At 57.6% G+C, this 24,977-nt stretch carries 20 protein-coding genes; 19 read left to right on the plus strand and 1 reads right to left on the minus strand.

Going from position 1 to position 24,977, the window contains the following annotated elements; genetic code table 11:
* The first annotated feature begins 135 nt into the window (after positions 1–135).
* The 3 genes from IMX17_RS02345 to IMX17_RS02355 all read left to right on the plus strand — a co-directional run bounded on the left by IMX17_RS02345 (position 136) and on the right by IMX17_RS02355 (position 2,950).
* Positions 136–948 carry an IclR family transcriptional regulator C-terminal domain-containing protein gene (locus tag IMX17_RS02345; protein ID WP_046896497.1) on the plus strand — a complete coding sequence of 271 codons (813 nt, stop codon included), beginning with the start codon at positions 136–138 and terminating at the stop codon, positions 946–948.
* A gap of 123 nt (positions 949–1,071) precedes the next feature.
* Complete coding sequence (locus IMX17_RS02350) at positions 1,072–1,704, plus strand: helix-turn-helix domain-containing protein (protein WP_182264218.1); 633 nt, start codon at positions 1,072–1,074, stop codon at positions 1,702–1,704.
* Between the two features lie 283 nt (positions 1,705–1,987).
* Complete coding sequence (locus tag IMX17_RS02355) at positions 1,988–2,950, plus strand: hypothetical protein (RefSeq protein WP_182264219.1); 963 nt, start codon at positions 1,988–1,990, stop codon at positions 2,948–2,950.
* Between the two features lie 46 nt (positions 2,951–2,996).
* Here the strand turns inward: IMX17_RS02355 and IMX17_RS02360 are convergent, their stop codons facing one another.
* Positions 2,997–3,431, minus strand: a complete 435-nt coding sequence (locus IMX17_RS02360; RefSeq protein WP_046896498.1) for a DoxX family protein — start codon at positions 3,429–3,431, stop codon at positions 2,997–2,999.
* Positions 3,432–5,040: 1,609 nt separating this feature from the next.
* Here IMX17_RS02360 and IMX17_RS02365 point away from each other — a divergent pair.
* The 16 genes from IMX17_RS02365 to icmH all read left to right on the plus strand — a co-directional run bounded on the left by IMX17_RS02365 (position 5,041) and on the right by icmH (position 24,942).
* Positions 5,041–6,006 carry an ImpA family type VI secretion system protein gene (locus IMX17_RS02365; RefSeq protein ID WP_033643664.1) on the plus strand — a complete coding sequence of 322 codons (966 nt, stop codon included), beginning with the start codon at positions 5,041–5,043 and terminating at the stop codon, positions 6,004–6,006.
* 24 nt (positions 6,007–6,030) lie between these two features.
* Positions 6,031–6,588 (plus strand): type VI secretion system contractile sheath small subunit, encoded by a 558-nt coding sequence (gene tssB / locus IMX17_RS02370; protein ID WP_033643663.1) that lies wholly within the window; start codon positions 6,031–6,033, stop codon positions 6,586–6,588.
* On the plus strand, positions 6,585–8,111 hold the full coding sequence (gene tssC, locus IMX17_RS02375; RefSeq protein WP_033643662.1) for a type VI secretion system contractile sheath large subunit: 1,527 nt from the start codon (positions 6,585–6,587) through the stop codon (positions 8,109–8,111). The genes tssB and tssC overlap by 4 nt, the downstream gene beginning before the upstream one ends.
* A 231-nt stretch (positions 8,112–8,342) precedes the next feature.
* Positions 8,343–8,867 carry an Hcp family type VI secretion system effector gene (locus IMX17_RS02380; RefSeq protein ID WP_004935369.1) on the plus strand — a complete coding sequence of 175 codons (525 nt, stop codon included), beginning with the start codon at positions 8,343–8,345 and terminating at the stop codon, positions 8,865–8,867.
* Positions 8,868–8,948: 81 nt separating this feature from the next.
* Positions 8,949–9,395, plus strand: a complete 447-nt coding sequence (locus IMX17_RS02385) for a type VI secretion system baseplate subunit TssE (protein ID WP_015378391.1) — start codon at positions 8,949–8,951, stop codon at positions 9,393–9,395.
* An 11-nt stretch (positions 9,396–9,406) separates the two neighbouring features.
* Positions 9,407–11,248, plus strand: a complete 1,842-nt coding sequence (gene tssF, locus IMX17_RS02390) for a type VI secretion system baseplate subunit TssF (RefSeq protein WP_004935363.1) — start codon at positions 9,407–9,409, stop codon at positions 11,246–11,248.
* A complete protein-coding gene (gene tssG / locus IMX17_RS02395) occupies positions 11,241–12,269 on the plus strand; it encodes a type VI secretion system baseplate subunit TssG (RefSeq protein ID WP_004935359.1) in 1,029 nt (342 codons plus the stop codon). The genes tssF and tssG overlap by 8 nt, the downstream gene beginning before the upstream one ends.
* Positions 12,270–12,285: 16 nt before the next feature.
* Complete coding sequence (gene tssH, locus IMX17_RS02400; protein ID WP_046896500.1) at positions 12,286–14,871, plus strand: type VI secretion system ATPase TssH; 2,586 nt, start codon at positions 12,286–12,288, stop codon at positions 14,869–14,871.
* Positions 14,872–14,935: 64 nt separating this feature from the next.
* Positions 14,936–17,197 carry a type VI secretion system tip protein VgrG gene (vgrG, locus tag IMX17_RS02405; protein WP_004935351.1) on the plus strand — a complete coding sequence of 754 codons (2,262 nt, stop codon included), beginning with the start codon at positions 14,936–14,938 and terminating at the stop codon, positions 17,195–17,197.
* Between the two features lie 12 nt (positions 17,198–17,209).
* Positions 17,210–19,435, plus strand: a complete 2,226-nt coding sequence (locus tag IMX17_RS02410) for a DUF2169 domain-containing protein (protein ID WP_182264220.1) — start codon at positions 17,210–17,212, stop codon at positions 19,433–19,435.
* Positions 19,425–20,579, plus strand: coding sequence for a pentapeptide repeat-containing protein (locus IMX17_RS02415; protein ID WP_227414449.1), 1,155 nt, complete (start codon positions 19,425–19,427; stop codon positions 20,577–20,579). Before IMX17_RS02410 ends, IMX17_RS02415 begins: the two co-directional genes overlap by 11 nt.
* Positions 20,572–21,186 carry a DUF3540 domain-containing protein gene (locus tag IMX17_RS02420; RefSeq protein ID WP_193549299.1) on the plus strand — a complete coding sequence of 205 codons (615 nt, stop codon included), beginning with the start codon at positions 20,572–20,574 and terminating at the stop codon, positions 21,184–21,186. Before IMX17_RS02415 ends, IMX17_RS02420 begins: the two co-directional genes overlap by 8 nt.
* Positions 21,187–21,192: 6 nt before the next feature.
* Positions 21,193–21,558, plus strand: a complete 366-nt coding sequence (locus IMX17_RS02425) for a PAAR-like domain-containing protein (protein ID WP_046896502.1) — start codon at positions 21,193–21,195, stop codon at positions 21,556–21,558.
* Positions 21,559–21,567: 9 nt separating this feature from the next.
* Positions 21,568–22,074, plus strand: a complete 507-nt coding sequence (locus IMX17_RS02430; protein ID WP_004935335.1) for a type VI secretion lipoprotein TssJ — start codon at positions 21,568–21,570, stop codon at positions 22,072–22,074.
* Position 22,075: 1 nt separating this feature from the next.
* Positions 22,076–23,434 carry a type VI secretion system baseplate subunit TssK gene (gene tssK, locus IMX17_RS02435; protein WP_193549300.1) on the plus strand — a complete coding sequence of 453 codons (1,359 nt, stop codon included), beginning with the start codon at positions 22,076–22,078 and terminating at the stop codon, positions 23,432–23,434.
* The gene (icmH, locus tag IMX17_RS02440; RefSeq protein ID WP_046896503.1) at positions 23,431–24,942 is read left to right on the plus strand and encodes a type IVB secretion system protein IcmH/DotU; all 1,512 of its coding nucleotides are present in this window, start codon (positions 23,431–23,433) and stop codon (positions 24,940–24,942) included. Before tssK ends, icmH begins: the two co-directional genes overlap by 4 nt.
* Positions 24,943–24,977 lie beyond the last annotated feature (35 nt).

Below are 24,977 nucleotides of genomic sequence, written 5' to 3' on the forward strand. Positions count from 1 at the left end.
AAGTAGATCGTCCCTTTCAGGCAAACAATACCGATTATCGAAAAAGTGTGCGATTATCGGCTATTCTTTGAGAGGCATTCGCAGGTTGTGATCGTCGGCACACCGATATTTCAGGCAGACAGCGGGGTAACGAGAATGGAAAAAGAACAGGAAATTACGCGCAGCAGCACCGATCCCTGGAAGGGGGATCCCGACTTTATGGCCTCTTTGGCGCGAGGATTGGAGGTCCTGCAGGCTTTTACGCCGCAGCGGCGGCTGATGTCGGTGTCGCAGATTAGCCAGCGTACCGGCATTCCGCGCGCGGCGGTGCGCCGCTGCCTTTACACCCTGAGTAAGCTGGGCTTTGTGTACGCAGAAGACGGTAAGAATTATGAGCTGCGCCCGCGCGTCTTGTCGCTGGGGCACAACTGGCTGGGGGCTTCGCCGTTGGCCAACGCCGCGCAGCCGGTGTTGAGGCAACTCAGCCAGACGCTCAATGAGTCCTGTTCCATGGCCATATTGGACGGCGATGACATTCTTTATATCGCCCGCGCATCGACTTCGCGGATCATGACCATCGATTTGCACGTCGGCAGTCGCTTACCCGCCAGCACGACGTCGATGGGGCGGGTGCTGCTCAGCGGGCTCGCCAGTGAGACGTTGAATGACTATTTGGCGCGATTGACTCAACTGCGTTACACCAGCCATACCCTGGTGAGCGTCAGCGCATTGCGGGAAGAGCTGGCGCGCGTGCGTCAGCAGGGATATGCCATCAACGATCAGGAACTGGAGATTGGCCTGCGTTCACTGGCGGTGCCGCTCACCACGCCGGACGGACGCATCGCCGCGGCGTTGAACGTCGGCGTGCATGCCAGCCAGGTTTCCGCAGAGCGTTTGCATCAGCACCACCTGCCTTTGTTGCGCTCGGCCGCCGAAGAGATATCGCTGCTGTTGCACGACTCACCTTGAGCGCGCAGGGGGCGTATGCGCCCGATTTTTTCCGCATCTTGCGGCGCGATGCGGTGTTGTATTGTGGGGCGCGGGTAAGGTAATTTGCTGAGGGCATGATGACTGACGCGGGGGCCAACGGACATGAACGAAAGAATCGACTACCACATCGAGAAATACCATTTCGCGCCGCTGGATGAAGCCCCACGGCTTGCGCGCCAGTGGAGCGAGGTGTTGAACGAGTGTCGCCAGACGCAGGCGGGCGCGGAAGAGCGCCTGCGCATTGCGTTGCTCAACGTGGACTATGTGACCAGTTTCGAATTGCCGTTTCGCTTATTGCTGGTGCGGGCGCCGCAGCTGATTGCCGGCCTGCGCGATGAGCTGTCGATCAGTCAAAAAAATGTGGTGTTCAACGGCAAGCGCTTTGGTTGCGTTTACAGCCTGAAGAGCGATTTAAGCGACGTGCCCGAGGCCTTCCAATACGGTCTGTCTACCCGCATTCACCGAACATCGGCGTCGGGCGTGGATGCGCTGCCTTACCGGGAAATCGCCAAGGCGCTCAAGGCGCCGCGTGAGCGGCTCAAGCTGGCGCTGGAGCAGGGGCTGCGCGTCACGGCGCTGGACGGACTGTTCTGGTTCGGCATACAACGCATCGCCGCCGAAGTGCGCAGGCTAAGAAAAAACGGCATGACGATCGTGACGGCGGAAACGGAGATTTTCGACACCCTGACCGGCACGACGCGCAAGGTACCGGTTTACCGGCTGGCCGACCGTTAATGGCCGATGACTGGCGATTCATTATGCTGGTTTAAACTTGATTTCCGGCGGGGACAGTCTGACCCCGCGGTGGCTTCCTCTTTTTCTACCCTCATTTCCTCGACGCTCGATAAGAAAATAGGCGCGATTTCTTCTCAAACCCTCCTCACCGTTCGATCGTCTGCAGCACAACGCAAACGGCGGGCCGTCGTCGATGGCGGGTGTCACGATAGCGTCTCCGGTTGATGGCACCGTTTGCTGTCCTCCGTTGGCTTACAACGATGAAGATTTGAAGGAGAAGAACATGTTGAAACGTTTTGCGTTGCTATGCGGGTGCCTGTTCGGTGCCCATGCGCTGGCGGCCGGCCCCAACGCCAATATCAAGCATTACGGCTATGACTGGCTGGATTTTTATGAAACCGCCACGCCGTCTTTCAGCGCTACAGAGGCGCTCAAGGCCATTTCCGGCACCGGTTTCAGTATGACCAATCTGAACGTGGTGCACACCCTGGAAAGCCTCAATCTGCCCGTTTGCGCCGAGGGAACATGCGCCGTGAACATACAGGCCGGCTCGGGGGCGCTCTCGGGATCGCCGTTTATCGATATCTGCTCTGGCGCGGACTCGAACAGCAGCTGTCAGGCCGCAGGTTCCTGGAATGCGATCTGGACGGTGGTGAAGAAGATCGCCGCCGCTAAATATAAACCCGGCGCTATTTATTTTATCGATGAGCCGTTCGATGTTCCGGCCTTACAGACGGCGGGAAAATATGACGCTTACCAATATTCCAGCTATGTTTGCACCCTGCGTCAGGCTATGCAGCAGTATGGGATCGCGATCCCCATTTACACCATTTTGTCCTACCGGCATGCCAATAGCGCCGAATTGATCCGTGAAATGCAGCAGGGCGCGCCCGCGACCGCGTGTCCGAGCAATGTAAAAAGCACGCTCGACTGGGTTGGCGTGGACAACTACAACTGGTCGGTGGCGGATATGTGGAGTACATACAATCGTCTGGCGCCGATGAGCTCTGCCGGGCAAAAGTGGGTGTTGGTGCCGCCTTCGACGGCATCGTTAGGAATGAATGACCAGCAGTTGCATGCGCAAATTCAATTGTATTGGGATTTTATTAACCAATATCCCAATGCGCCCGTGGTTTACATCATGAACTGGCGGTTTGATCGCGAGGTCACCGAGAATCGTGCGGCTTACCCTCAATCGACCGCCTTATTGTCTTTCATGGCTAACACGTTGCTCGGCAAGCCTTAAAGCCTAAAAGGAGGTTCGATGGGAACCTCCTTATTGATAGCGCGGTTTATCGATAGGCTTCATTGCGCGCGATGGCATACTTCCCGCTGCCCAGCAGCAGTATGACGACCCCTCCCATAAAGAACACCAGTTCGTTTTCAATGCCCCAGGCGCCAACGTCGGTGACGGTGAAGACCTTGCCGGTGCCCACCATCAAAAACGCCACCACCAGCGTGAGGGCGTAAACCCCTGCGGCGGGGCGGGTGAACAGCCCCAAAACGATCAGTATCGGCGCCAGGATCTCCCCAACATATACGCCATAGGCGATGAAGGCGGGCAGCCCCTGTTGTTGTAACGCATCGGCGATCCAGCCGACGCCATGCTGAATTTTCGCGACGCCATGAAACAGCATCAGCCCGCCGAAGGTTAGCCTGAGCGCCAATTTGCCTGCGTCCGGGTGGTCAAAAAAGCGAGTGAATGCCGCATTGAGTGACTTAACCATGGCTTTTTCTCCTGAATAGGAATGATTTTCAATCAATATATCAGTCGGATGAATGCGAAAGCTGTTCTGGATCAGGAAAACGGCGGGCTTGGCGCTAAATCGCCGGACGAGGCCGGCGATGCGGCCTGATTTTTAGGCGGAATAACCTGTGCGCACGGGCCGAACCGGGGATGAGAAAAGTCATCGGCAGGGTTGGCCCGCCGCGTAGCCCATCTCTTTTCTGTATATGTTGGCTACCGGATTTGCGTTTTCATCAATGATTGTCAAAGGACAGGCAACGTAAAGATTCATAAGGTTTTTTTGCTGCAATGAAAAGGTGCGCGTTTTCGCTTTAATAACCCAATAGAGTTACCTTTATTTTTATTTTGAACCGCTAAATCATTAACGCTTTTTTTCGGCCTTTTTATTGGGAATTATCTTGCTTATTTTGCCTTGCGAAAGTTGATCCTGCGGGACGCACGGCCAGTGGCGGGTTTTATTTTTATAGATTTTCTTATTTTTTGATGACAATTCAATGCCGAAGAGAATGAGTGAGATTGACTGAGGGGGTTATGAGTGGGTGTAAATTTCCATGAACTATTTTTCCTGGTGTAAAAGTAATCGATTCAGCGCTGTTTTAAGTTATTGAATTGTTTGTTTTATGTATATTGATTTGTTATTTTTTTATTAAAAAAATAATATTTTTTCTTGATATTGGGTTTGCCTTTGCTAGTATCAAATTAGTGGTCTTATCAGTTAGGGAAACATTTCTTGTATATGGAACAGATCGCTGGTCTTAACACGGTTACTGTCGTTGCAGCGCTTACGTGGTTATTTCGCGGTTATAGTAAATGATATCTCTAATGCCACTTTAGTCTGCGAGACTCTTTACCGCAGTGGTGCTTTTGCCGCGGTAAGCCGTATGAGAACACACATGAAGGGGAATTGAATCTTAAATTATTCTGATCATTACCCTGAGTTAACTATAAAAGAACGATGCTTTATCCACCAGGCTGTTTGTGTACCAATAGGTATTCGGTGCACCACGGCGGAATGTTAATCTGTGCTTTAGCTTTAAAATTAATAATCAAAACTCTCGCCAAATTGTTTATTTTCACACCAGGTTTCGCATGTGTAAGTACTGAGTGCTGGAAATGAAAGTCACACTGCCATCGTCTTCTATTGATCATTGCGTGCTACCCGCTTGCAAGAAACGACTGGTTGTCATGGTTTTATGAAAAAGTTTCACTATTTACTATGGTTATCATTTGCTAATTAAATTATTTGTATCCAGTGGTATTACTGGAATTATCCTACCAAGGATGAAACGTTGTTTTTATGGCAGTTTTTGATTTTTTTCCTATTCTTAGCTTGCATAATTATTGTTTGCAATTTATTGATTTTAAAAGGAAAAAATAAATATGTAAATGTAAAATAGTTTAAACCGATCACTGTGATTCTATTGATAGGCTCAATCTATTATTGTTGTTAATATTAATACATCTAAACAATTTGCGAGCTTGATGACGACTAACTTACGCTAAAAGGACTCTGGGAAAGACTGGCGAACGTAAAAGCCCGCTTTATTAGGCTTTATGTTTCTAGTGCTGATTGAAAAGGATATCAGGCCATGAATGAAGTCATCTCAACGGAAGTGAATGGCGTCGAATTTGATCCACGATACAGTGAAATTGAATTCACGCTTTCGGAATATGACAGCCAAACCGATCCGCTTAATGCCGTAGACAATGCGCGTGATATCAATTGGCACGCCATTCGCGAGCAGTCTGCCGCGTTGCTGGAACAGTGCTTCGATTTACATGTCGTGCTGTGGTTTATGCGCGCCAATCTTCATATCGACGGTTTTTCGGCCTTCTATCAGGGCATTAAGGATATTGACGCCAAATATGCCGAGGAGGGCGCCACTATTTTCCCTCAGGCGGATATGGAACCCTCATCGGACAGCTTTCATGCGGCCGCATTAGGGTGGCTCGCCACATCCTCCTGTCTGCACGAAATCAAGAACAGCAAGATTTTTCCCGACACGCCGTTAACCACCGACGAGCTGCTGAATATGCGGCTTGACGAGCAGGAAGGCAAAAGCCTGCATTTTTCAGAGGTGGTAAAGGTGCTGGGGCAAGCCGACAGTTATTTTGCCGGCAGAAATCTGCCTTCGCTGAAAGAACAATTGGCGCTGGAAATCGATGCGCTGGAGCGCGTCGAGAATTACGCCAATCTGCAGGCCGAAGATTATCGTTTGGACTGCCGGCAGGTGCGCGACTATTTGAAACAGTTCAACCGCCAGCTGGCTTCACTGGAACAGCAGGAATTGCCGGCTGAACGGGATGACGCGGAGATTGACTCGCCGGATGCTGACGCACCTGTCGCCATGCCCGGCAAATATATCCGTTCCCGGCAGGATGTCATCTTGCTGTTGGATCAGGTTTTGGACTATTTCCAAAACTATGAGCCCAGCCATCCGGCCCCCATTCTTATTCGACGTTCACAAAAAATGATCGGTATGGACTTCGCGACGATTGTTGAGGAGCTTTTGCCGGAATCTCTGGCCTCGTTAAATCAATTGTCCGGGAAGTAATTTTTATCACAAAGGAGTTTTCCAATGGCTAAGGACTCAAGCTCTCAGAAATTTATCGGTAAAAATAACGCGCCGCGCGTGCAAATTGAATATGACGTAGAGCTTTACGGTTCACAAAAGAAAGTGGAGTTGCCCTTTGTTACGGGGGTCATGTCCGATCTCTCTGGGCATCGGAAAAAGCCTTTGCTGCCGATCGAAGAGCGGAAATTCCTGACCTTTGATCAGGACAACTTCAACGATCGCATGCGCGCCATCAAGCCTCGTCTGCAATTTTACGTAGAGAACACCCTGAGCGAAGACGATGCGTTGCTGGACGTGGAATTGGAGTTTGAATCGATGGATGACTTCACGCCTGGCGCCATCGCCAAACGGGTTCCGCAGATGCAACGCCTGCTTGAAGCCCGGGAGCATCTCACGGAGCTGATCACCTATATGGATGGTAAATCCAGCGCGGAAGAAGTGGTGAAGAATCTGCTGGAGAAACCCGATTTTCTGCATCGTTTGGTGACGGATGCGCGTAAAACGGTCGCGGATGCGGAACAGGATGTGCAGGATTCCGGCAATAAAGGAGATGAGGAATGAGAGCGAGGCAACGACGCTATTCGGCTAAGCAGCAGGCTACGGCAGTCGCTGAAGTTGAAACGCAGGAAACGGAAAATGAGCTTGACGGTTTGCTCAAGCGTTCATTCCGGCCCAGAACGAACGAGGCTTCGGAAGCGGTTCGTCGGGCTATCGGCACGCTGTCCGAATATGCCAATAAAGGCAAGGTCAAGGTCAGTCAGGATGTTGTATTGACCATTGAATCGTTGATTGCCCAGATCGACGAACAGCTTTCGCAACAGATGAACAATATCTTGCACCACAAGGAGTTCCAGAAGCTGGAGTCCGCCTGGCAAGGTCTGAGTTATCTGGTCGATAACACCAACGTCAGCGAAACGCTCAAGATCCGGGTGTTGAACATCAGTCAGGATGAGCTGACGCGCAATTTGCGCCGCTATCGGGGCTCCGCCTGGGATCAAAGCCCGGTGTTCAAACAGATTTACGAACAGGAATATGGTCAGTTCGGCGGCGAGCCGTTCGGTTGCATCATCGGCGATTTTGAATTCGATCACAGCCCGATGAGCGTCACGCTGCTGACCGAGTTGGCGAAAATTTCCGCGGCGTCGCACTGTCCGTTCATTTCCGCCGCGTCGCCGTCGCTGCTGCAGATGAGCAAGTGGAACGAACTGGGCAACCCGCGGGATATCGGCAAGATTTTCACCACGCCGGAATATGCGTCCTGGCGCCGCCTGCGCGAAAGCAACGACTCGCGTTACCTGGTGTTGACGATGCCGCGTTTCCTGTCGCGTTTGCCTTATGGGGCGAAAACCAACCCGATCGAAGAGTTCGCTTTCGAGGAGTCCGTCAGGCCGGATGTGGATGATGATTTTTCCTGGGCCAACTCGGCGTATGCGATGGGCGTCAACATCAACCGCGCGTTCCATGAGTACGGCTGGTGTTCGAAGATTCGCGGCATCGAATCCGGCGGCTCGGTGGAAGAACTGCCCGCCTACGCGTTTCCATCCGATGAGGGCGGATATGAACTGACGTGCCCGACGGAAGTGGCCATTTCCGATCGGCGCGAGCAAGAGCTTTCCGACGCCGGGTTCTTGCCCCTGGTCTATCGCAAGCATTCCGATTTCGCCGCTTTTATCGGTTCTTGCACCATGCACGCGCCGGCGAAATACGAGGATCCCGACGCGACGGCCAACGCCAAGCTGTCTTCGCGCTTGCCTTATATTTTCGCCACGTGCCGATTCGCGCACTATTTGAAATGCATCGTGCGCGACAAAATCGGTTCTTTTCGGTCCAGGGACGATATGCAGCTGTGGCTGAATGACTGGCTGATGAACTACGTCGATGGCGATCCTTCCGTATCGACCGAGGCGACCAAGGCGCGTCGTCCATTAGCCGCCGCCGAGGTGCGCGTTGAGGATGTGGAAGACGATCCGGGTTATTACCGCGCGCATTTCTATTTGCGCCCGCATTACCAGTTGGAAGGCATGACCGTGTCCTTGCGACTTGTATCAAAACTTCCGTCAGCCAAAAAAGATGGGAGCAGATAAGTTACGGCTGGTCATTGGTTTGGATATTGTCGACGTTAATTATTAAATGGCGTTGGTGGGAATTGATATTTCATTGAAATTTAGTGGCGCTGTTTTTTACGCTATTGCTATTTATTAATGGCTAATGGGTTCTCATTGTCGCTATTTCAATGATCGCGTAGGCAATATAACGACTTATCTGAATAGACTTTTCAATTAACGAAGTAGACCTATCAGTCAAGGAGACAAAAAATGAGCACGAAAGCTTTAGTAGACTATTTTTTGAAAATTGAGGGTGTTGATGGTGAATCACCCGACCAAACCTACCCTGGCTGGATTCAGCTGCAAGCCTGGCAATGGGCGGAAGAAAACGCCGGCCGTTGGGGGTTCGGGAGCGGCGGCGGTTCAGGCAAAGTCGAGATGAAAGACTTTGAGTTTCGCATGGTGAGCAACAAGGCTTCGCCGAAACTGTTCCTGATGTGCGCCACCGGCGAGCATATTCCTCAGGCAAAACTTGTTTGCCGTAAATCAGGCCAGGGTCAGCAAGACTTCATTGCCGTGACCTTCAGCAACTGCCTGGTTTCTTCATTCAAGACCGTGGGTAATATGCCGCTGAATTCCACCATCGGTACTGAAATCGATACCGTGCTGCCAACCGACGTTATCAAGCTGAATTTCGCACGTATCGAAGTTGAGTACAAAGAGCAAAACAATGATGGCTCCATGGGTGCGGTAATTAAGACGGGGTATGACCTCAAGCTTAATGCCCGTATCTGATCATTGATGTCACAACACTAATTGCAGGCTGTCTGCCCGCAGCGATTGCGGGCAGACATAAGCCTTATCGCGAGGTGTTAAATGAAAGCGTCATTGCCCATGCTATTCGATAAGCTCAGCGTGAGACATCAAAGCGCCAGCGCCGATAATTGGCGGCGTGTTTTGGTGCGTGATATCGAATTTTTACTGAATGACGCATCGCGCAGCGCTGATTTGAAACTTCATGATTATGCGCACAGCGAAAGTTCGGTATTGAATTATGGCCTGCCGTCGCTGAGCCAACGCATACCGATTAATACCGATCCGTTAACGCTGGCGAGACATATACAAAGAATCATTACTTCGTTTGAGCCGCGTCTGGATCCGAAAACGATTCGTGTGGTGCCTGTAGTGAATGAACGTCAATCGTATGTGCTGGCGATTTTATTCGATATTTATGGCACCTGCTCATTACCGGGTGACGAAATGCTGGTTAATTTGCGCATCGCTCTTGATTATTCCTGTGGCGCCGTACACGTATTTGATTAATAGGGGTGACTATGTTCAGTGAGCGCTTTCTCCAATTATATAATGATGAGCTGCGTTATTTTCGCGAGGCCGGTCGTCAGTTCGCCTCTTCTCATCCCCAGGTCGCCCAGCATTTAGGCATGCATATCGACGGCGTGCTGGATCCTTTCGTTGAGCGTCTGTTGGAGGGCTCCGCGTTCCTTTGCACCCGCATCCAGGAAAAGCTGAACAATGAGCAGCCGGAATTTGCCCTGCAAATGCTCTCACGCCTGGCGCCGCTGTGGTATACGCCGGTTCCCGCGATCGCCACCGTCGCGATTAAGCCCGATCTCTCTTTTCCCCAGTGGCACAGCCAGGTTGACCTGCCGCGCGGGAGCCGCATGACCCTCAACGATATCTCGCTGAACAACAAACCCGCCACGTTCACCACGGCGCGGCATATTAAAGTGCAGCCCGTTGAGATTTCACTGGCGGAATGCGAGATTTTGCCGCCGCACCATTTGCCTGACGGCGCCGCCCGACACATGCAGGATTGCTCGGCCTACGTCAGGATATGCCTGACGACGCACGGCGTGCTTCCCGTCTCGGAGCTGGATCTCGAGCCGTTGCACCTGACGCTGGCGGAAGATACGGTGCGGGCCAATCAACTGCTGGCCGCGTTGCTTAATCGCACCTTGCGCATCGTGCTATGGGCGAAAAGCGACGACCGGCCAATCGTCAAAGTCTTGCCGCCGGACAGCTTGCGCCTGGGCGGCGTCAGCGATGAAGAAGCCTTGTTGCCCACCGTGGTGGGGGAACTGCCCGGCAACCGGCTGATGCGTGAATACTTCGCCGCGCCAAGCCGCTTCTTCAGCCTGGAGCTGCATGGCGTGCAGGATTTTCTGCGCCAATGTGAACGCGTTCACGAGTTCGAGATCTTGTTCGCGCTGGAGCAACGCCCACTCACTCTGATCGGTCGCGTCAACGCCAGGGATTTTCATCTTTTCGCGACCCCGGTCATCAACCTGTATCGCCGCCATTGCTCGCCGGTGCTGCTGACGGACGAGCGCACGGAGCACCAGCTGGTGGTCGATCGTTTGAACACCTCGCTGTATGAGATACACAGCGTAAAACAAGTGAAAGGCATGCTGCCCGACGGCAACCCGGTGATTTTCTCTTCGCTGCAGGCCGACGTGCAGTACGACTGCGAGCGGGAGCCGGCCGGTTATACGTTGCACCGTCGCCGGGAGCCGTCGCCCTCCAAGTACAACAATCCGCACCTGCCCAACGAAGATACCTTCATCGCCATCTCGCCGGGCAAAAGCGGCATCGACATCGACGACATCACGTCGCTCAGCGTCGAGGCGCTGGTATGCGAACGGCATCTGGTGCCGGCGCACCTTCAGCAGCCGCATTTCCAGCTGGAAACGGCGATGCCGATCCACCAGGTGGAGATCGTCCGCTACCCGAGCAACCCGGTCGCGGTACCGAACATCAGCCAGGCGTGGCAGGCGATTCAGATGCTGGCCTCCAATCCTCTACGCCATGCGCGCCCCGACGTTCAGGATTGTTCAGCGCTGTTGCGCGACTGGCTGTCGTTGTTCTGCCATCAGGATGACTCCAGCCAGCGCAAGCGCATCGCCAGCATCAAAAACGCCTGGGTGGAGCACCACTTCGAACGCAATCAGGGGCCGGGGCCGCTGGCCTGGATCCGCGGAGCCGAGATCGCCGTCAACTTAAGTGCCAACCATCATGCCGACCACGGCGCCTATCTGTTCGGCAAAATATTGCACCACGCGTTGAGCCAATACGGCGACCTGAACCAAACGTTAAGCATGAAGCTGTTGCTGGATGGGGAAACCCACGCCGACTGGGGGGCGCTCTACTATGGCTGATATGTCGTTGATGCGTGAAACGGCGCTCTCGTTGGAACAGGCGCCGACGCCAGGGGCGCAAAGCGAAAGCGCGGGCCAGGCCGAAATCCGCGGGCTGTCCAATCGACAGGATTTTTTCGAGCTGCTGCGGCGTATCGAACGCGCGCAGCCGGATGCGCCGCGGCTCGGCGTCTCCAACGATCGCAGCCGCGAAAGGCTCTGCATTACCCAGCCGGCGGATATGGCGTTCGCTTCGCGTGAAATCGCCTCTATCGTGCAGCGCCCTAAGCAAGTGCTGATCCAGGCGCGGCATTTCGGCATGTTCGCCCCCTACGGCCCGCTGCCGATCCATGTGACCGAGCACGCGCGCACCGAAGTCATCGCCAGACGCAACCAGGCGTTCCAGCAGTTCGTCGGCATCGTCAGCCAGCGCTTCGCCGTATTGCACTACCGGGCCTGGGCGCAGCTGAAGGCGATGATCGGCCATGAGCATGACGATGACAAAAACCCGTTCTTGCGCCATTTGCGCCAGACGGTGGGCGTCGATACGGCGCTGACGGTGAACCCGCATATCCAGCGCCTGCGCGAGGCGTACCCCGGCACTTATCTGCCCGGTCGCCGCTCGCTGCGGCAGCTCAACAAGATGTTGGCGGCCTATTTCGCCGTTCCCATCACGATTACGCCGCGCTACGCCAAGTGGATCGACGACGGCAAGCAAAGCGGCAGCCAAAAGCTGGGCAAGTTGGGCAGCACGCGCATCGGCAGCCGCTTTTTCGATGCCCAGTACGGCGCGCATATTCAGATCGGCCCGCTGGGGGCCCCGCAGTATCAGCAGTATCAGCGCGGCAGCCGGCGGCTGCAGGCGCTGGTGAGCATCTGTCATGACTTTACGAGCCATCAGCTGATGCTGGATGTCAGCCTGCTGATTGCCACGGAGCCGGGCATGGCGGCGCAGCTGGGCGGCAAGTCGCTGAGTAAAGACAGCTGGCTGAAACCTAAGACAGGGACGTTTAGGCAGCTGGTTTATCAATCAACAACTTAATATAAGGAAATTTAAGGTGTATCAACGAGAACGTCTTTTTTCGCGATTGGGCCACTTTGCCTATCAGTCGTTCGTCGAAGCGACCAAGCTGTGCCGAACCTTCAGGCACGAATACGTGGAGCTGGAACACTGGCTGAAAGTCCTGGTGGACAAGGAACGCGGCGACTTGCCGATGATCCTGGCGCACTACGCCATCAACAGTCAGCGCATCAGCGATGCGTTGGATCGCATTCTTCATACCTTGCCTAACCGGACGAATGCGGTGGTGGATCTGTCGACGCAACTGGAAACGGTGGTGGAAAGAGGGCTGCTGATGAGCCAGCTCGCCGAAACGCCGTCCGGCGGGGTGCGCACCATTCATATCCTGGTCGGCATTCTGCAGGATCCCACGTTGCAGCGCAGCCTGTACCGGCTGAGCGACGAGTTCAAAAAACTGCCGATCCCGCAACTGTTCGACGATTATCCGGCGATTCTGGCGGAGTCCGTCGAGCATGAGGAAGAGGAAGAAGAGGTCTACAGCGCCCACGGCGATGCGCCTGAGGCGTCCGAGACGGTCGATATTCTCGATAAATGGTGCGCCGATCTGACCCGCCAGGCACGCGACGGTGAAATCGACCCGGTGATTGGCCGCGAAGCGGAGCTGCGCCAGGTGATCGACATCTTGCTGCGTCGCCGGCAGAACAACCCGATTTTGGTGGGCGAAGCCGGGGTCGGCAAAACGGCGGTGGCGGAAGCGCTGGCCTGCAAGATAGCCCAGGGGCAGGTGCCGCCGCTGCTGCAGGGCGCCCGGCTGCTATCTTTGGATCTGGGGCGCATGCAGGCCGGGGCGAGTATGAGGGGCGAATTCGAATCGCGCCTGAAAGCGCTGATCGACGCCATCGCGCATTCGGCGGTGCCGGTGATCCTGTTTTGCGACGAGGCGCATACGCTGGTGGGCGCCGGCGGGCAGGCCGGTACCGGCGACGCCGTCAACCTGTTGAAACCGATGCTGGCCAGGGGGGCGCTGCGCATGGTGGCGGCGACGACCTGGTCGGAATACAAACAGTTCATCGAGCCGGACGCCGCGCTGACGCGCCGTTTCCAGTACGTGTTGGTTTCTGAACCCGACGAAGAGAATGCGGTGAACATGATGCGCGCCATCGCCCCGCATTTTGCGCAGCACCACAGCGTCAAGATCCGCGAGTCGGCGCTGCAGGCGGCGGTGCATTTGTCGCTGCGCCATCTGCCGTCGCGGCAACTGCCGGACAAAGCCATCAGCTTGCTGGACACCGCCTGCGCGCGGGTGGCGCTGAGCCAGCATGCGCTGCCTGAAAAAATCGAGTCGCTCGAGGCCGGGTTGGCGGTGAAGCGCACCGAAATGAACGGCCTGCAGGAGGAAAGCAAATTCGACGATCTGGCGCTTACCCGCATCACTGAATTGCAGCAGACCCTCAGCGACATGGAAGGCGAACTGGCTGCGCTGCGTCAGCGGCAGGCGCAGGAGCAACAAGCGGTCACCACCTTGCTCGACGCGGAGCGGCAGTCGCCGGAGCGCTTGCCGCAGTTGGCCTCCGAGCTGGGAGCCTTGCAAGACGGAGGCCTGCCGTTGGTGTATCCGTGGGTGGATGATCGCGTCGTGGCGGAGGTGTTGTCGGATTGGACCGGCATCCCCACCGGCCGCATGCTGCAAAGCGATCTGGACAATGCGCTTAATCTCAATCAACTGCTGAGTCGCCAGATATTCGGCCAGCAGACGGCGATCGATGAAATCGCGCAGGCGGTGCGCATCTCCCGCGCCGGCATTCAGGCGCACGATCGGCCATTGGGCGTTTTCATGCTGTCCGGCCCGAGCGGCGTTGGCAAAACGGAGACCGCGTTTGCGCTGGCGGAGGCGATGTACGGCGGCGCGCATAACCTGATCGTCTTCAATATGAGCGAGTTTCAGGAATCGCATACCGTTTCCACCCTGAAAGGGGCGCCGCCGGGCTATGTCGGCTACGGCAAGGGCGGCAAGTTGACGGAGGCGGTGCGCCGCAAACCTTATTCCATCGTCTTGCTCGACGAATTCGACAAGGCGCATCCCGATATCCACGAGGCGTTTTATCAAGTCTTCGACAAGGGCGTGATGGAAGACGGTGAGGGCCGCATGATCAGCTTCCGCCAGTGTTTCATTTTAATGACGAGCAATATCGGCGCCGGCGAAATAGAAGCGACGCTGGCGGAAACGCCGGATCTGAAAACCGAAGCGCTGCGGCCGATGCTGCACGACGTGCTGGCGCGCTTCTTCCCGGCGGCGCTGTTGGCGCGCATGAACGTCATTCCCTACGTGCCGCTTTCTACCGAAGCGATAACCCATATCGCCACCAAACAGATTTCGCGTTTACAACAGCGTTTGCACAAAGAAGTGGGCGTGTCGCTGGTGCTGGAAGGCGACATTCCAGGCTGGATAGCCAAACGCATCAGCGCCCATCCTTCGCGCGGCAGAGCGGTCGAGTCGCTGCTGCAGCAGGCGATTTTGCCGCCCATCAGCAATGAAGTGCTGCAGCGCAAACGGACGGGACAGGAACTGCAGAATATCCAACTCATGGTCGAGAACGATAGTTTAAGTGTTTATTTCGACTGATTTTTAATTTGCCGCCGGCCCGCAAATGCGGGGCGGGGTTCGATATCGGATCAGAGAGGTTGTTATGCCTTTAATCGAAATTGATAACCCGGTGTTAGCCGAATTAAATGCGTTTCCACTCAGCTTCACCACCAAAGAAGGGTTGTCGAGCAACTCGCAATATACGCTCGAATTCGAATGTGAACAGGCGGACGTTGATTATGAATCTCTGCTGGGTCAAGGGATCAGCATTCAAATAGAAAGGCCGGATTTCGGCGCGCGGCCGTTTTACGCTTACGTGATCGGCGCCTCCGATTCGGGGCAGCATCAGGATAAGTTCGTTTATAAGCTGGAGCTGAGCACCTGGCTGTGGTTTTTGATGCAAAACCGCAACAGCCGCATTTTCCAGGATTTGAACGTGCTCGACATCATCGAGCAAATCTTCTCGCGCTACGGTTTCGCCGACTACCGTCTGGATATTCAAGGCACTTATCCGACGCGTGAATATTGCGTGCAGTTTTCCGAAACGGATTTCGCGTTTATCAGCCGCCTGCTTGAAGACGAAGGCATCTGGTATTACTTCGATCACGCCGAGGATAAACACACGCTGGTGATCACCGACCGGCAGAATTTCGACGATCTGGATTTCGGTTACGCCGTGTTGCCGTTCATGCCGGACAGCGAAGAAAACCGCGCCATCCGCGAAGGGATCCAGCGCATCCAGCGTTCACGCAAAGTGCGCCCGAATGAAATCGTGCTGCGCGACTTTGACTTCCAGAACCCGCGCAAGAACCTGCAAACCAAGGTGGAAGAGAGCCGCCTCGGCCTGCAGAACACCCCGTTGGAGTGGTACGACTACGCGGCGGGTTATGTGGATACCGAACGCGGTGAAAACCTGGCGCGGCTGCGCCTGGAAGAAATGCAAAGCGATGGTCACCTGCTGTTTGGCGAGAGCAACGCCGTCGGGCTGATGGCCGGCAAGGATTTCTCCTTGATTTTGCATCCGGACGCCAACCGCAACCGCCGTTTCAAGCTGACTCGCTGCGACTATGTGTTCGTGCAAGACGGCCCGGACAGCAGCAGCGACGGCCGCAACGTCACCTGCCGTTTCAATGCGTTGAACGACGACGTGCCGTTCCGCCCGCTGCGCGAAACGCCAAAGCCGCAGATGCCGGGCATCCAGAGCGCCACCGTGGTCGGCGCGCCCAACTCCGAAGTGCATACCGACAAATTTGCGCGCATCCGCGTGCATTTCCACTGGGATCGCTACAAAACCACCGAGGAAGACAGCTCTTGCTGGATCCGCGTGGTGCAGGCCTGGGCGGGGAAAGGCTGGGGCGTGATCGCCATGCCGCGCGTCGGCCAGGAAGTGCTGGTGACCTATGTCGACGGCGATCTCGATCGTCCGATGGTGACCGGGATTGTGTATAACGGCGACAACCCGCCGCCTTATCAGTTACCTGAATACATCAACTACTCGGGCATGGTGTCGCGTTCGCTGCGTTTCGGCAAGCCGCAGCATGCCAGCCAGTTGACCTTCGATGACAACCGCAACAACGAACGCGTCATGCTGCATGCCGAACGCGATCTGCAAACCACGGTGGAGCGCAACCAGGCCACCGAGGTGGGAATGGACAAGTTTGACATCATCCGCCGCACCTTTACCGACTGGTTCACCAACCACGTCTCTTACAAGGATTACGTCTTCAGCATTACCGGGTTTGACGCCTCGATTAAAGGCGTCAGCGCGTCGATGACCGGCGTCAGCCTCACCGCCACCGGCGTGAGCACCTCGTTCACCGGCGTCAGCACCTCGTTCACCGGCGTGAGCACGTCATTTACCGGTGTCAGCACTTCGTTCACCGGGCTGAGCACCTCGTTCACCGGGCAGAGCACCAGCTGCACCGGCGTATCAAACTCGATGACCGGCGAAAGCAACTCCTTCACCAGCATCAGCAACAGCATGACCGGCGAAAGCAACAGCTACACCACGGTCAGCACCAGCCAGACCGGCAGCAGCACCAGCTTTACCGGCGTCAGCGTCAGCACCACCGGATCGTCGACCAGCACCACCGGCTGCAGCATCAGCACCACCGGATCGTCGACCAGCACCACCGGCTGCAGCATCAGCACCACCGGCAGCAGTGTGAGCACCACCGGCAGCAGCGTCGGCACCACCGGCAGCAGCGTCAGCAGCACCGGCAGCAGCGTCAGCAATACCGGTAGCAGCGTCAGCAATACCGGCAGCAGCACCAGCACGACAGGGGTGTCGATCAGCTATACCGGCGCGTCACTGTCCGAGACCGGCGTCGATTTGAAAAAAGTCGGGATGCAAAGCAAAAACTAACGAGGCGCGGCAATGAGAATCATACGGCCACAGCAATTGGTGGCGATTAAAGGAAGTTACCAGATCGGGACAGACAGCCGGCTCGGCATCAGCGTCGTGGCCGGATGCTACCTGTCCCGGCCTGAACACTTCGTGAACGAAGCCGAAATCTGGGAGGCGTGGAAGCGCGTGCCGCTCAGCCTGCCGATATTGGATGTTGCCGAGCCGAAGCCGTTCGCCGAATACCTGATCGCCGGCCATGCCGGTATCGGTCAGCCGGTGAAAACGCTGAATGTCAGCGCCGACATCGGCGGGCTGAAGCGCCGTTGGCGGGTCGAGGGCGAGGGACGGCGCGGCGCGATGGAGGTGGAACCCTTCCTCAGCGTGCCGCTGGATCACACCTCCGCCTGGGGCGGCAAAGACAACAAGGAGAACCCGTTTGGCCGCGGCTGCAATGACGGGCTGCGGCCGCTGCTGATGACGCTGTCCGCCGAGGGCACCGCGCAGGAGCGCTCTCCGCTGGCGGCGCCGGCGCCGGTGCCGCACGAGTTTGCGCTGCGCAAGGCGCACATCGATAAGGTGGCGGGCCAGATCGCCGGCAAAGCCTATCTCGAGACGGTATTCCCCGGGCTGCCGGCCAATATCGATCGGCGTTATTTCCAGATGGCGCCGCCGGCGCAGTGGTTGCCGGAAGCGGCGTGGCCGGATCGGGTGCCCTTCGAGCTGCAGGGCGTCGGCGCCCAAAGCGAGGCGATTCGCGGCGAGCTGCCGGCGGTGTGCGGACGGGCGTTCATCCGCCGTCACGATAGCGACAGCCTCGAGGAAATCGAGCTGCAGCGCAAAACGCTGTGGTTCCTGCCCGACAGCGACATCGCTTTGCTTATCTTCACCGGCAATGCGCCGTTGACGCATCTGCTGGACGAGTCCATCGAGTCCGTCATGCTGGCGTTGGATCGCTGCGATGCGCCGCGCTCGTTCGACTATTTCCAACAGGTATTCCGCAAGCGCAGCGACGATGACGCCTCGCCCTTTGAGTTTCTGTTCGATCCGGATCTGATGCCGGCGGAGATGGGGTTGAACGTCATCCAGGCGGTGTCGGATCACCCCAGCGATTTGCGTTACGATCCGTCGCCCACCTCTCTGGGCGATTCCGCCGTGTTCTATCAACGCATTCGCGAGGCGATCGCCTTGCACCAGCAACAAGCGGCGGCGGAGCCCGCCTCCGTGACGTTGCCCGATTTACCGGATCTTCCTGCCGAAGATGGCAATGACGCGTTTTTCCCCGATAGCGCGACCGTGGAAGGGAAGACTTTCACCGGTTTGCGCTGCGAGGCGCTGTCGGGCCGGCATTTTCTGCAGTGCCGCTTTGAGCGCTGCGATTTCTCGCAGGCTTCCCTCGACGGCTGCACCTTCGAAAACTGCGTTTTTGATGCGGTCGATTTGACGCAGGCGTCGCTGCGCCAGATCCGCCTGATCTCGTGCACGCTGCAAAAGCCGTTGCTGGCGGAAAGCGTGTGGCAAGAGGCGGTCTTCGAGCGGGTGACGCTGGCGGAGCCTCAGGGGCAAGGCCTGCGCGCCGACCACGTGAAGCTGGATAACTGCGTTTTCGAGCGGGGCGATTTCACCGCGAGCCGCTTTGAACACGCGGCGATCGGCAACGGCATGTTTAATGGCGCGACACTGATCCGCGCGCAGTTTCTGCAAGGCGAGCTGGACGCGTGCGTGTTTAACCGCTGCCTCGCCGAAGAGGCGGTTGCGCTGGAGATGACGCTCACCAAAAACTCGTTCCTTGGCGGCAACTGGCGCGGCGTGCGGTTCGAACGCTGCCGCGTCGAGAGCCTGACGGCGGGCATGCAGGCGAACTTTTCCCACGCCGTGTTCAGCGATAGCTGTTTCACCAAAGTGGGATTGAAAGCGGCGCGCATGGAGAGGTGCCAACTGCTGTACAGCGTTTTCACTGAATGCAACTTTGACGAGGCCGATCTGACGGCCTGCGCGATCGCCGGCTGCGATCTGGCCGGCGTGCGGTTTAAAGACAGCCTGTTGACGCACTCACGTTGGCAAAACAGCAGCGCTCAGCAAGGCCTGTTTTATAACGCCGATCTGCGCGATGCGGAATTTGACCAGTGCAATCTGGCGGCGGCGCATCTGGCGATGACCTGGCAGGACGCCGGCACGCGGTTCAGCGGCTGTCTGCTGGAGCGCGCGTGTTGGGTGCCGCGCAGAATCATTCATGGGGACTATGCGCATGAAAACTGAAAGCCGCGTGATTCAACAGGCGCTGCCTGACCGAGAGGCGATCGAACTGGAGGTCGCCCAGGCGGTGGCGCAGACGCCGCCCATGCCGAGGATCTTCAAGAAACGCCGGTTCCACGATCGCGAGCTGAAAGGGTTGACGCTGAGCGACTGCTTTTTCATCGACTGTCATTTCGAACGCGTCACGTTTGAAGGCTGTGATTTGCGGGCGGTGCGCTTTGAGGGCTGCACCCTGCAGCAGGTCAACGTGGTCGGCGGCAGCCTGATGAGCCTGTCGTTCAACGAATGCCGGTTTGACAACCTGACGCTGCAACAGGGGCTGCTGTGCAATTTGGCGTGCAACGACACCGCGCTGCAGGGGTGTTACGTCGGCGATTGTCTGCTGGATGACTGCGGTTTGATCCGGTGCGAGGTCAACGGCGCGGAAATTGAACGCAGCAGCCTGGGGCATCTGGCGGTGCAGTCCAGCACCCTGACCAACCTGATGTTTCACCAGGACGTGATACAGGACGCCAACTGGTACGCCTGCCAACTTACGCAGTGCCTGTGGCAGGCGTCGACCCTCGAGCGCCACATCATGGGGAGCTGCCGGCTGGAGACGTGCAGCTGGCAGACGATCGCGGGGCAGGCGCGCATCTGGTTCACCTGTCGCCTGTCGGGCTGCACTTTGGCGCAGCTACAGCTGCAGGGCGCCAGTTTTCACCGCAGCGAGCTGGAGGGGTGTTCGTTCGCCGACAGCGATCTGACCTCGGCGATCTTCGCTGAAGCGCAGGCGCTGCGCTGCGATTTCGAACGCGCGACGCTGACCCTGGCGCAGGGGCAGAAGGCCCGGTTCAGCGAATGCGCGATGGGCGGCGCCAACTGGGGGCGTGCCATCTTGCCGCAAGCGGAATTCAGGGCGTGCGATCTGGCGTTAGCCAATCTTGAGCAGGCCGAACTGCGGGAAGCGAACCTGATCGAACAGCCGCTGACCGCCGCTCAGCAACAGAGTGCTCGCCTGCATGGCGCGCAGCGTCATCGCGCCGAAAACGTGCCGCTGACCGCCGATCCGTTCTTGAGTGCGATCGACGCCTGGTATGCGCATCAACAACCGGGGCCGCGGCAACCGTCGTATCAACGGCCAACAGGAGTAAGCAGATATGTATAAATCCAGAAGAGAGCATCAGAAGGTCTATGCCAACGCCAGGGTGACGCCTTTGCAGTTGGTGCGCAGCGCTCCGCTTCCCGAACAAGGGGGGCGCAAGGTGGTGACGTTGGCGGCCGACGCCAACGGCAGTCTGTATGTCGACGGCATGCGCGCCCATTGTCTGGCGGTCGCCACCAGCTGTCTGGTTCAGCCGCTGGCGGGCGATCGCGTTTGCGTCATCGCCGACGGCGATAAGTTGGTCATCACCGAGATCTTGTCGCGGCAACAGGCGAACGCCGTCATGACGCTGGACAGCCGCTGCGCCAACTTGCGCATCGTGGCGCCGGAGATCGAGCTGCAGGGCGGCAAGCGGCTGACGCTGCGCAGCCCGCACTTCACGCTGCTGACGCGCAGCAGCCGTTGGGTGGCCGAAACGCTGCACCAAATCTCTCAACGCCTGTTTGTGCGCAGCAAGCACGCGAGCCGGCGGGTGGAGGAAACCGACGAGATGCTGGCGAAGCACATCATTCAGGATGCGCGGCAATCCCTCGTCATCAACAGTGAAATTGGTTCCCTGAAGTCTTCGGCGGTGCTGAAGATCGACGGCGGCCAGATACATATGGGGTAAACCACCATGACTGCAGCTAATAACAACATGGCCGGGATCAGCTTTGCCGGCTGTGACCCGATGATACCGGCGCCGGGCCCGAACACCGCGCCCAACAACACCGGCATACCGAACGTGCCTAACTATTTCCTTTGCGGCGGCAATGAACAGAATCTCGGCAGCATTCGCGCGGCCACCGTCGATTCGGGCGGGGTGATCGGCGCCGCCTCCGGGACGCATTCGGCCCAGATGCAGCCGGTGCAGGGATCGGGCAAGTATTTCACCGGCGGCATGCCGGTCACGCGGCTAGGCGATTCCAGCACAACGAACAATAACAACATGGTCGCCACTCAGGTCGCGCCGAGCCAGACCAAATGTTTCGTTAATGCATAGGAGTTCAACATGGTGAAGACGCTTCGGGGAGTCGCGGCAGGGGGATTGTTGGCGGTGGGGATGCTCGGCGGATGCAGCTGGTTTTCTCACGACGAGGCAGCGGACGCGGGGCGTCGGTTGCGGTTTATCGACGTCGAAGTGACCGCCAACGACAACGTGAACCCGAATGCGGCCGGCGAGGCGCAACCGGTTAAGGTATGCGTGATAGAAACCAATCGCTCGGGGTGGATGCCCGAGGGGATTGGCGACGGCGCTCCTTGCCGCGAGACGGCGCCGTCGGAAGGGGCGCTGAGCCGGCACCAGAGCATTTTGCAACCGAGGGAGACGTTGCGTTATCGCTTCGAGGTGCCGGCGGGGCAAGAGCGATGGGTCGTCGTCGGGGCGGAGTTTCAGCAAATCAGCGGCGTGTTGCCGCTCGCCGAGCAAAAGTCCCCTGCGCAGGCTGATTCGCAAATGAAGGTGATGGTGGGGATGACGTCACTCAGCATAGTGACTAACGACAAAATGGATGAATGACATGTTACCTAAACAACGCGTCGCCTGGGTAGAAGGCATGTTGATGGAACCGCAGCATTTCCAGCAGCAGGAACGTTTTTTCGAGCACTTGATTGAAGCGCGCTTGCGCAGCGTCGAAACCTTCACCTGGGGGTTCCTGACGCTGGAGATCGACAACGGGCTATTGGAACAGGGCAAGTTTGCGCTGAAGAAAGCCAAGGGCGTTTTCCCCGACGGCACGGCGTTCAGCATGCCTGAGGATATTCCGCTGCCGCCGCCGCTGCTGCTGGGAGAAGGCTGCCAGGGGAAAGTGGTGTGCCTGTCCGTGCTGATGGACATCGCCGGCAACGCCCAGATCGATCTTATCCAGGATGCGCGAAAAAGCAGCCGTTTTCGCACCATGGACGCCGAGGTGCCGGATCGCAACCACGGCGTCAGCCTGGAAGGGACCCCGCGCGTGTGCACGATGCAACTGGGCAGCCTGGTGACGCGGCTAAGCCTGGAGGACGCGGTCAGCAGCGCGGAAAGCGTGTTGCCGGTCGGTTTCGTGCGCGAGCTGACCAGCGATCGTCGGGTGCTGCTGGATGAGCGCGCCTTGCCGCCGATGCTGGATTTCCGCGCCATCGGCTGGCTGCCCGCTTTCACCACCGAATTGCTTGGGCTGATCAGCCAGCGTCTGGAGTCGGTTTTCCGCCCGGACGTGCATATGACGATCGGCGGGCTTTCCGAGCTGCTGGAACTGCTGTTGCTGCAAACCTTGAGCGAGTTCAATTTGCGCATCAGCCAACTGCTGGCCAGCCCGCAGGTGCATCCTGAAACCCTGTTCGACACGTTGCTGAGCCTGCTGGGGCGGCTCAGCATCATTCCTGGCGGCGAACGCCTCTGGGATCGGGCCGATTTGGTGTATCTGCACGATGAACCGCACAACTGCTACTTCCAGCTGTTCGCCTCGATTCGCCGCGCGCTGTCGCTGGTGATCGAAGCGCCGGCGGTGGCGTTGCCGTTTACCGATCGCGGCGACAGCATTTATCTGTGCCCGAACGACTCGCAGCTGCGCCTGGAAAAACTGGTGTTCGCCGTCAGCTGCGGTTTGTCCATCGAGCATCTGCGCTCGTATTTCCCCGCGCAGGTCAAACTGGGGCCGGTCGAGAAAATCATTCAGCTGATCGATCTGCAATTACCGGGCGCTCGCTTGTTGCCGATGGCTTCGCCGCCGCGGCACATACCGTATTACCCGAACAGCATCTATTTCGAGGTTGATCATGCCGACCCGATTTATAAGGAAATGATGGCCGGCTCGGCGATGGCGCTCAGCATCGTGGGTGATTTCCCCGACCTGCGTTTTGACGTCTGGGGATTAAGGCAAGGGAGGGTGGGATGAACGAATTCGAGAGAAAAATACGCGAGGCGATGGCGGTAACGCGCAACAACGCGACGCCGCGCCTTCCCGCGTCCGGCTCGGTGGGCAAAACGACGGCGGAGATCGCCGCGCTGTCCTTCGGCGCGCGGGCGCTGGCCGCCAAGCTGCGGCCGGGAAGCGCCGGGGTGGCGACGACTCCCGAACCCAAGCCTTATGAAGCGGAAAGCGTTGCGCCGGAAAGCAGCGAGCCCGCGCCGGGCGAGCGCCCGGCCGAGGCGGCGCCGACCTCGAGCGGGCTGTTCGGCCGCGCCGCGCTGAGCAAGCCCGGTGTGATGATGGGGCATTGGGACAACCCGTTGATCGCCGCCGCCATCCCGGTTCTGCTGCAGGTGGAGCGGGTGCGCGATCAGAAACAGTTGAACCCGGGCGCGGTGCGCGCGCAGATCGTGCGCGAGATCCAACAATTTCAGCAGACGCTGCTGGCGGATCACATCGCGCCGAGCGATGTGGACAAGCTGGCCTATCTGCTGTGCTCCTACGTGGATGAGTGCTGCATGAGCACGCTCGAATCCGGCGAACTGAATCTCAGTCTGCTGGTGGAGTTTTATCGTGACGCCTGGGGCGGGGAAAAGTGCTTCGAGCACCTGCAGGCCTATCTGGCCGCCTCGCCGCGCAACAAGGAGATCCTGGCGTTTTACGATCTGATCCTGTCGCTGGGCTTCGAAGGGCAATATCACGTGATGGAACGCGGCGCGGTGTTGTTGGCCGATGTGCGCAACCGTCTTGACGGCTATCTGTACAGCCAGAACCCGACGCAGACGCTGGCCGATGCCGAGCCGAGCAAAGTGGTGCGCAAGGCGACCCGCATCACGCCGCTGAAGCTGCTGTGCTACGGCCTGGCCATCGCGCTGCTGGCGTATGCCTCGGCCGCCTGGTATCTGCACGATCAGTCCCGCGCGCTGCGCAACGCCATTTTGGCCTGGACGCCGCCGCAGCCGCGCAAAATCAACATCATGGAGACGCTGCCGCAGCCGCTGCCGCAAATCCTCAGCGAAGGGTGGCTGGAGGTGCGCGCCGATCCGCGCGGCTGGCTGTTGATCTTCACCTCTGACGGCGCATTCGCCACCGGGCAGTCGAAGCTGTCGGAAGAGTTTAAAAAGAAACGCAACATCGAGCGTTTGGGGGAGGCGCTGGCGCCGTGGCCGGGCGATCTGGAGGTCATCGGGCATACCGACAACAAACCGTATCGCAACACCTCCAACAACTCCAACCTGAAACTGTCCGAGGCGCGTGCGCAGACGGTGGCCGACAAGCTGCGCGAATCCTTGGCCAACAGTAAATACAACCGCACCGTGACATCGGTCGGCAAGGGCGATCAGGAGCCGCTGGACGACAACGCGACGGAAGAAGGGCGCCGCCGCAACCGCCGCGTGGACATCCTTTGGAAAATCGGCGAGAGGGAGATGGCTTCACCGTCTGCAACGTTAAATCAGGCAGGGGTAGCCGCCGAGGTCCCCGAGGATAACTAAGACATCCGCCGGCGTAGAGATAATAAGGAAATTAT

The sequence above is a fragment of the Serratia sp. X3 genome, from assembly GCF_014982455.1.
GTDB lineage: Bacteria > Pseudomonadota > Gammaproteobacteria > Enterobacterales > Enterobacteriaceae > Serratia > Serratia ureilytica.

Coding starts and splice junctions, on each gene's coding strand:
- tssK (WP_193549300.1), top strand. CDS start 22,076: ATGTTACCTAAACAACGCGTCGCCTGGGTAGAAGGCATGTTGATGGAA.
- icmH (WP_046896503.1), top strand. CDS start 23,431: ATGAACGAATTCGAGAGAAAAATACGCGAGGCGATGGCGGTAACGCGC.
- IMX17_RS02360 (WP_046896498.1), bottom strand. CDS start 3,431: ATGGTTAAGTCACTCAATGCGGCATTCACTCGCTTTTTTGACCACCCG.
- IMX17_RS02350 (WP_182264218.1), top strand. CDS start 1,072: ATGAACGAAAGAATCGACTACCACATCGAGAAATACCATTTCGCGCCG.
- IMX17_RS02430 (WP_004935335.1), top strand. CDS start 21,568: ATGGTGAAGACGCTTCGGGGAGTCGCGGCAGGGGGATTGTTGGCGGTG.
- tssG (WP_004935359.1), top strand. CDS start 11,241: ATGGCTGATATGTCGTTGATGCGTGAAACGGCGCTCTCGTTGGAACAG.
- IMX17_RS02425 (WP_046896502.1), top strand. CDS start 21,193: ATGACTGCAGCTAATAACAACATGGCCGGGATCAGCTTTGCCGGCTGT.
- IMX17_RS02365 (WP_033643664.1), top strand. CDS start 5,041: ATGAATGAAGTCATCTCAACGGAAGTGAATGGCGTCGAATTTGATCCA.
- tssB (WP_033643663.1), top strand. CDS start 6,031: ATGGCTAAGGACTCAAGCTCTCAGAAATTTATCGGTAAAAATAACGCG.
- IMX17_RS02385 (WP_015378391.1), top strand. CDS start 8,949: ATGAAAGCGTCATTGCCCATGCTATTCGATAAGCTCAGCGTGAGACAT.
- IMX17_RS02420 (WP_193549299.1), top strand. CDS start 20,572: ATGTATAAATCCAGAAGAGAGCATCAGAAGGTCTATGCCAACGCCAGG.
- IMX17_RS02355 (WP_182264219.1), top strand. CDS start 1,988: ATGTTGAAACGTTTTGCGTTGCTATGCGGGTGCCTGTTCGGTGCCCAT.
- IMX17_RS02345 (WP_046896497.1), top strand. CDS start 136: ATGGAAAAAGAACAGGAAATTACGCGCAGCAGCACCGATCCCTGGAAG.
- IMX17_RS02380 (WP_004935369.1), top strand. CDS start 8,343: ATGAGCACGAAAGCTTTAGTAGACTATTTTTTGAAAATTGAGGGTGTT.
- vgrG (WP_004935351.1), top strand. CDS start 14,936: ATGCCTTTAATCGAAATTGATAACCCGGTGTTAGCCGAATTAAATGCG.
- tssF (WP_004935363.1), top strand. CDS start 9,407: ATGTTCAGTGAGCGCTTTCTCCAATTATATAATGATGAGCTGCGTTAT.
- tssC (WP_033643662.1), top strand. CDS start 6,585: ATGAGAGCGAGGCAACGACGCTATTCGGCTAAGCAGCAGGCTACGGCA.
- IMX17_RS02415 (WP_227414449.1), top strand. CDS start 19,425: ATGAAAACTGAAAGCCGCGTGATTCAACAGGCGCTGCCTGACCGAGAG.
- IMX17_RS02410 (WP_182264220.1), top strand. CDS start 17,210: ATGAGAATCATACGGCCACAGCAATTGGTGGCGATTAAAGGAAGTTAC.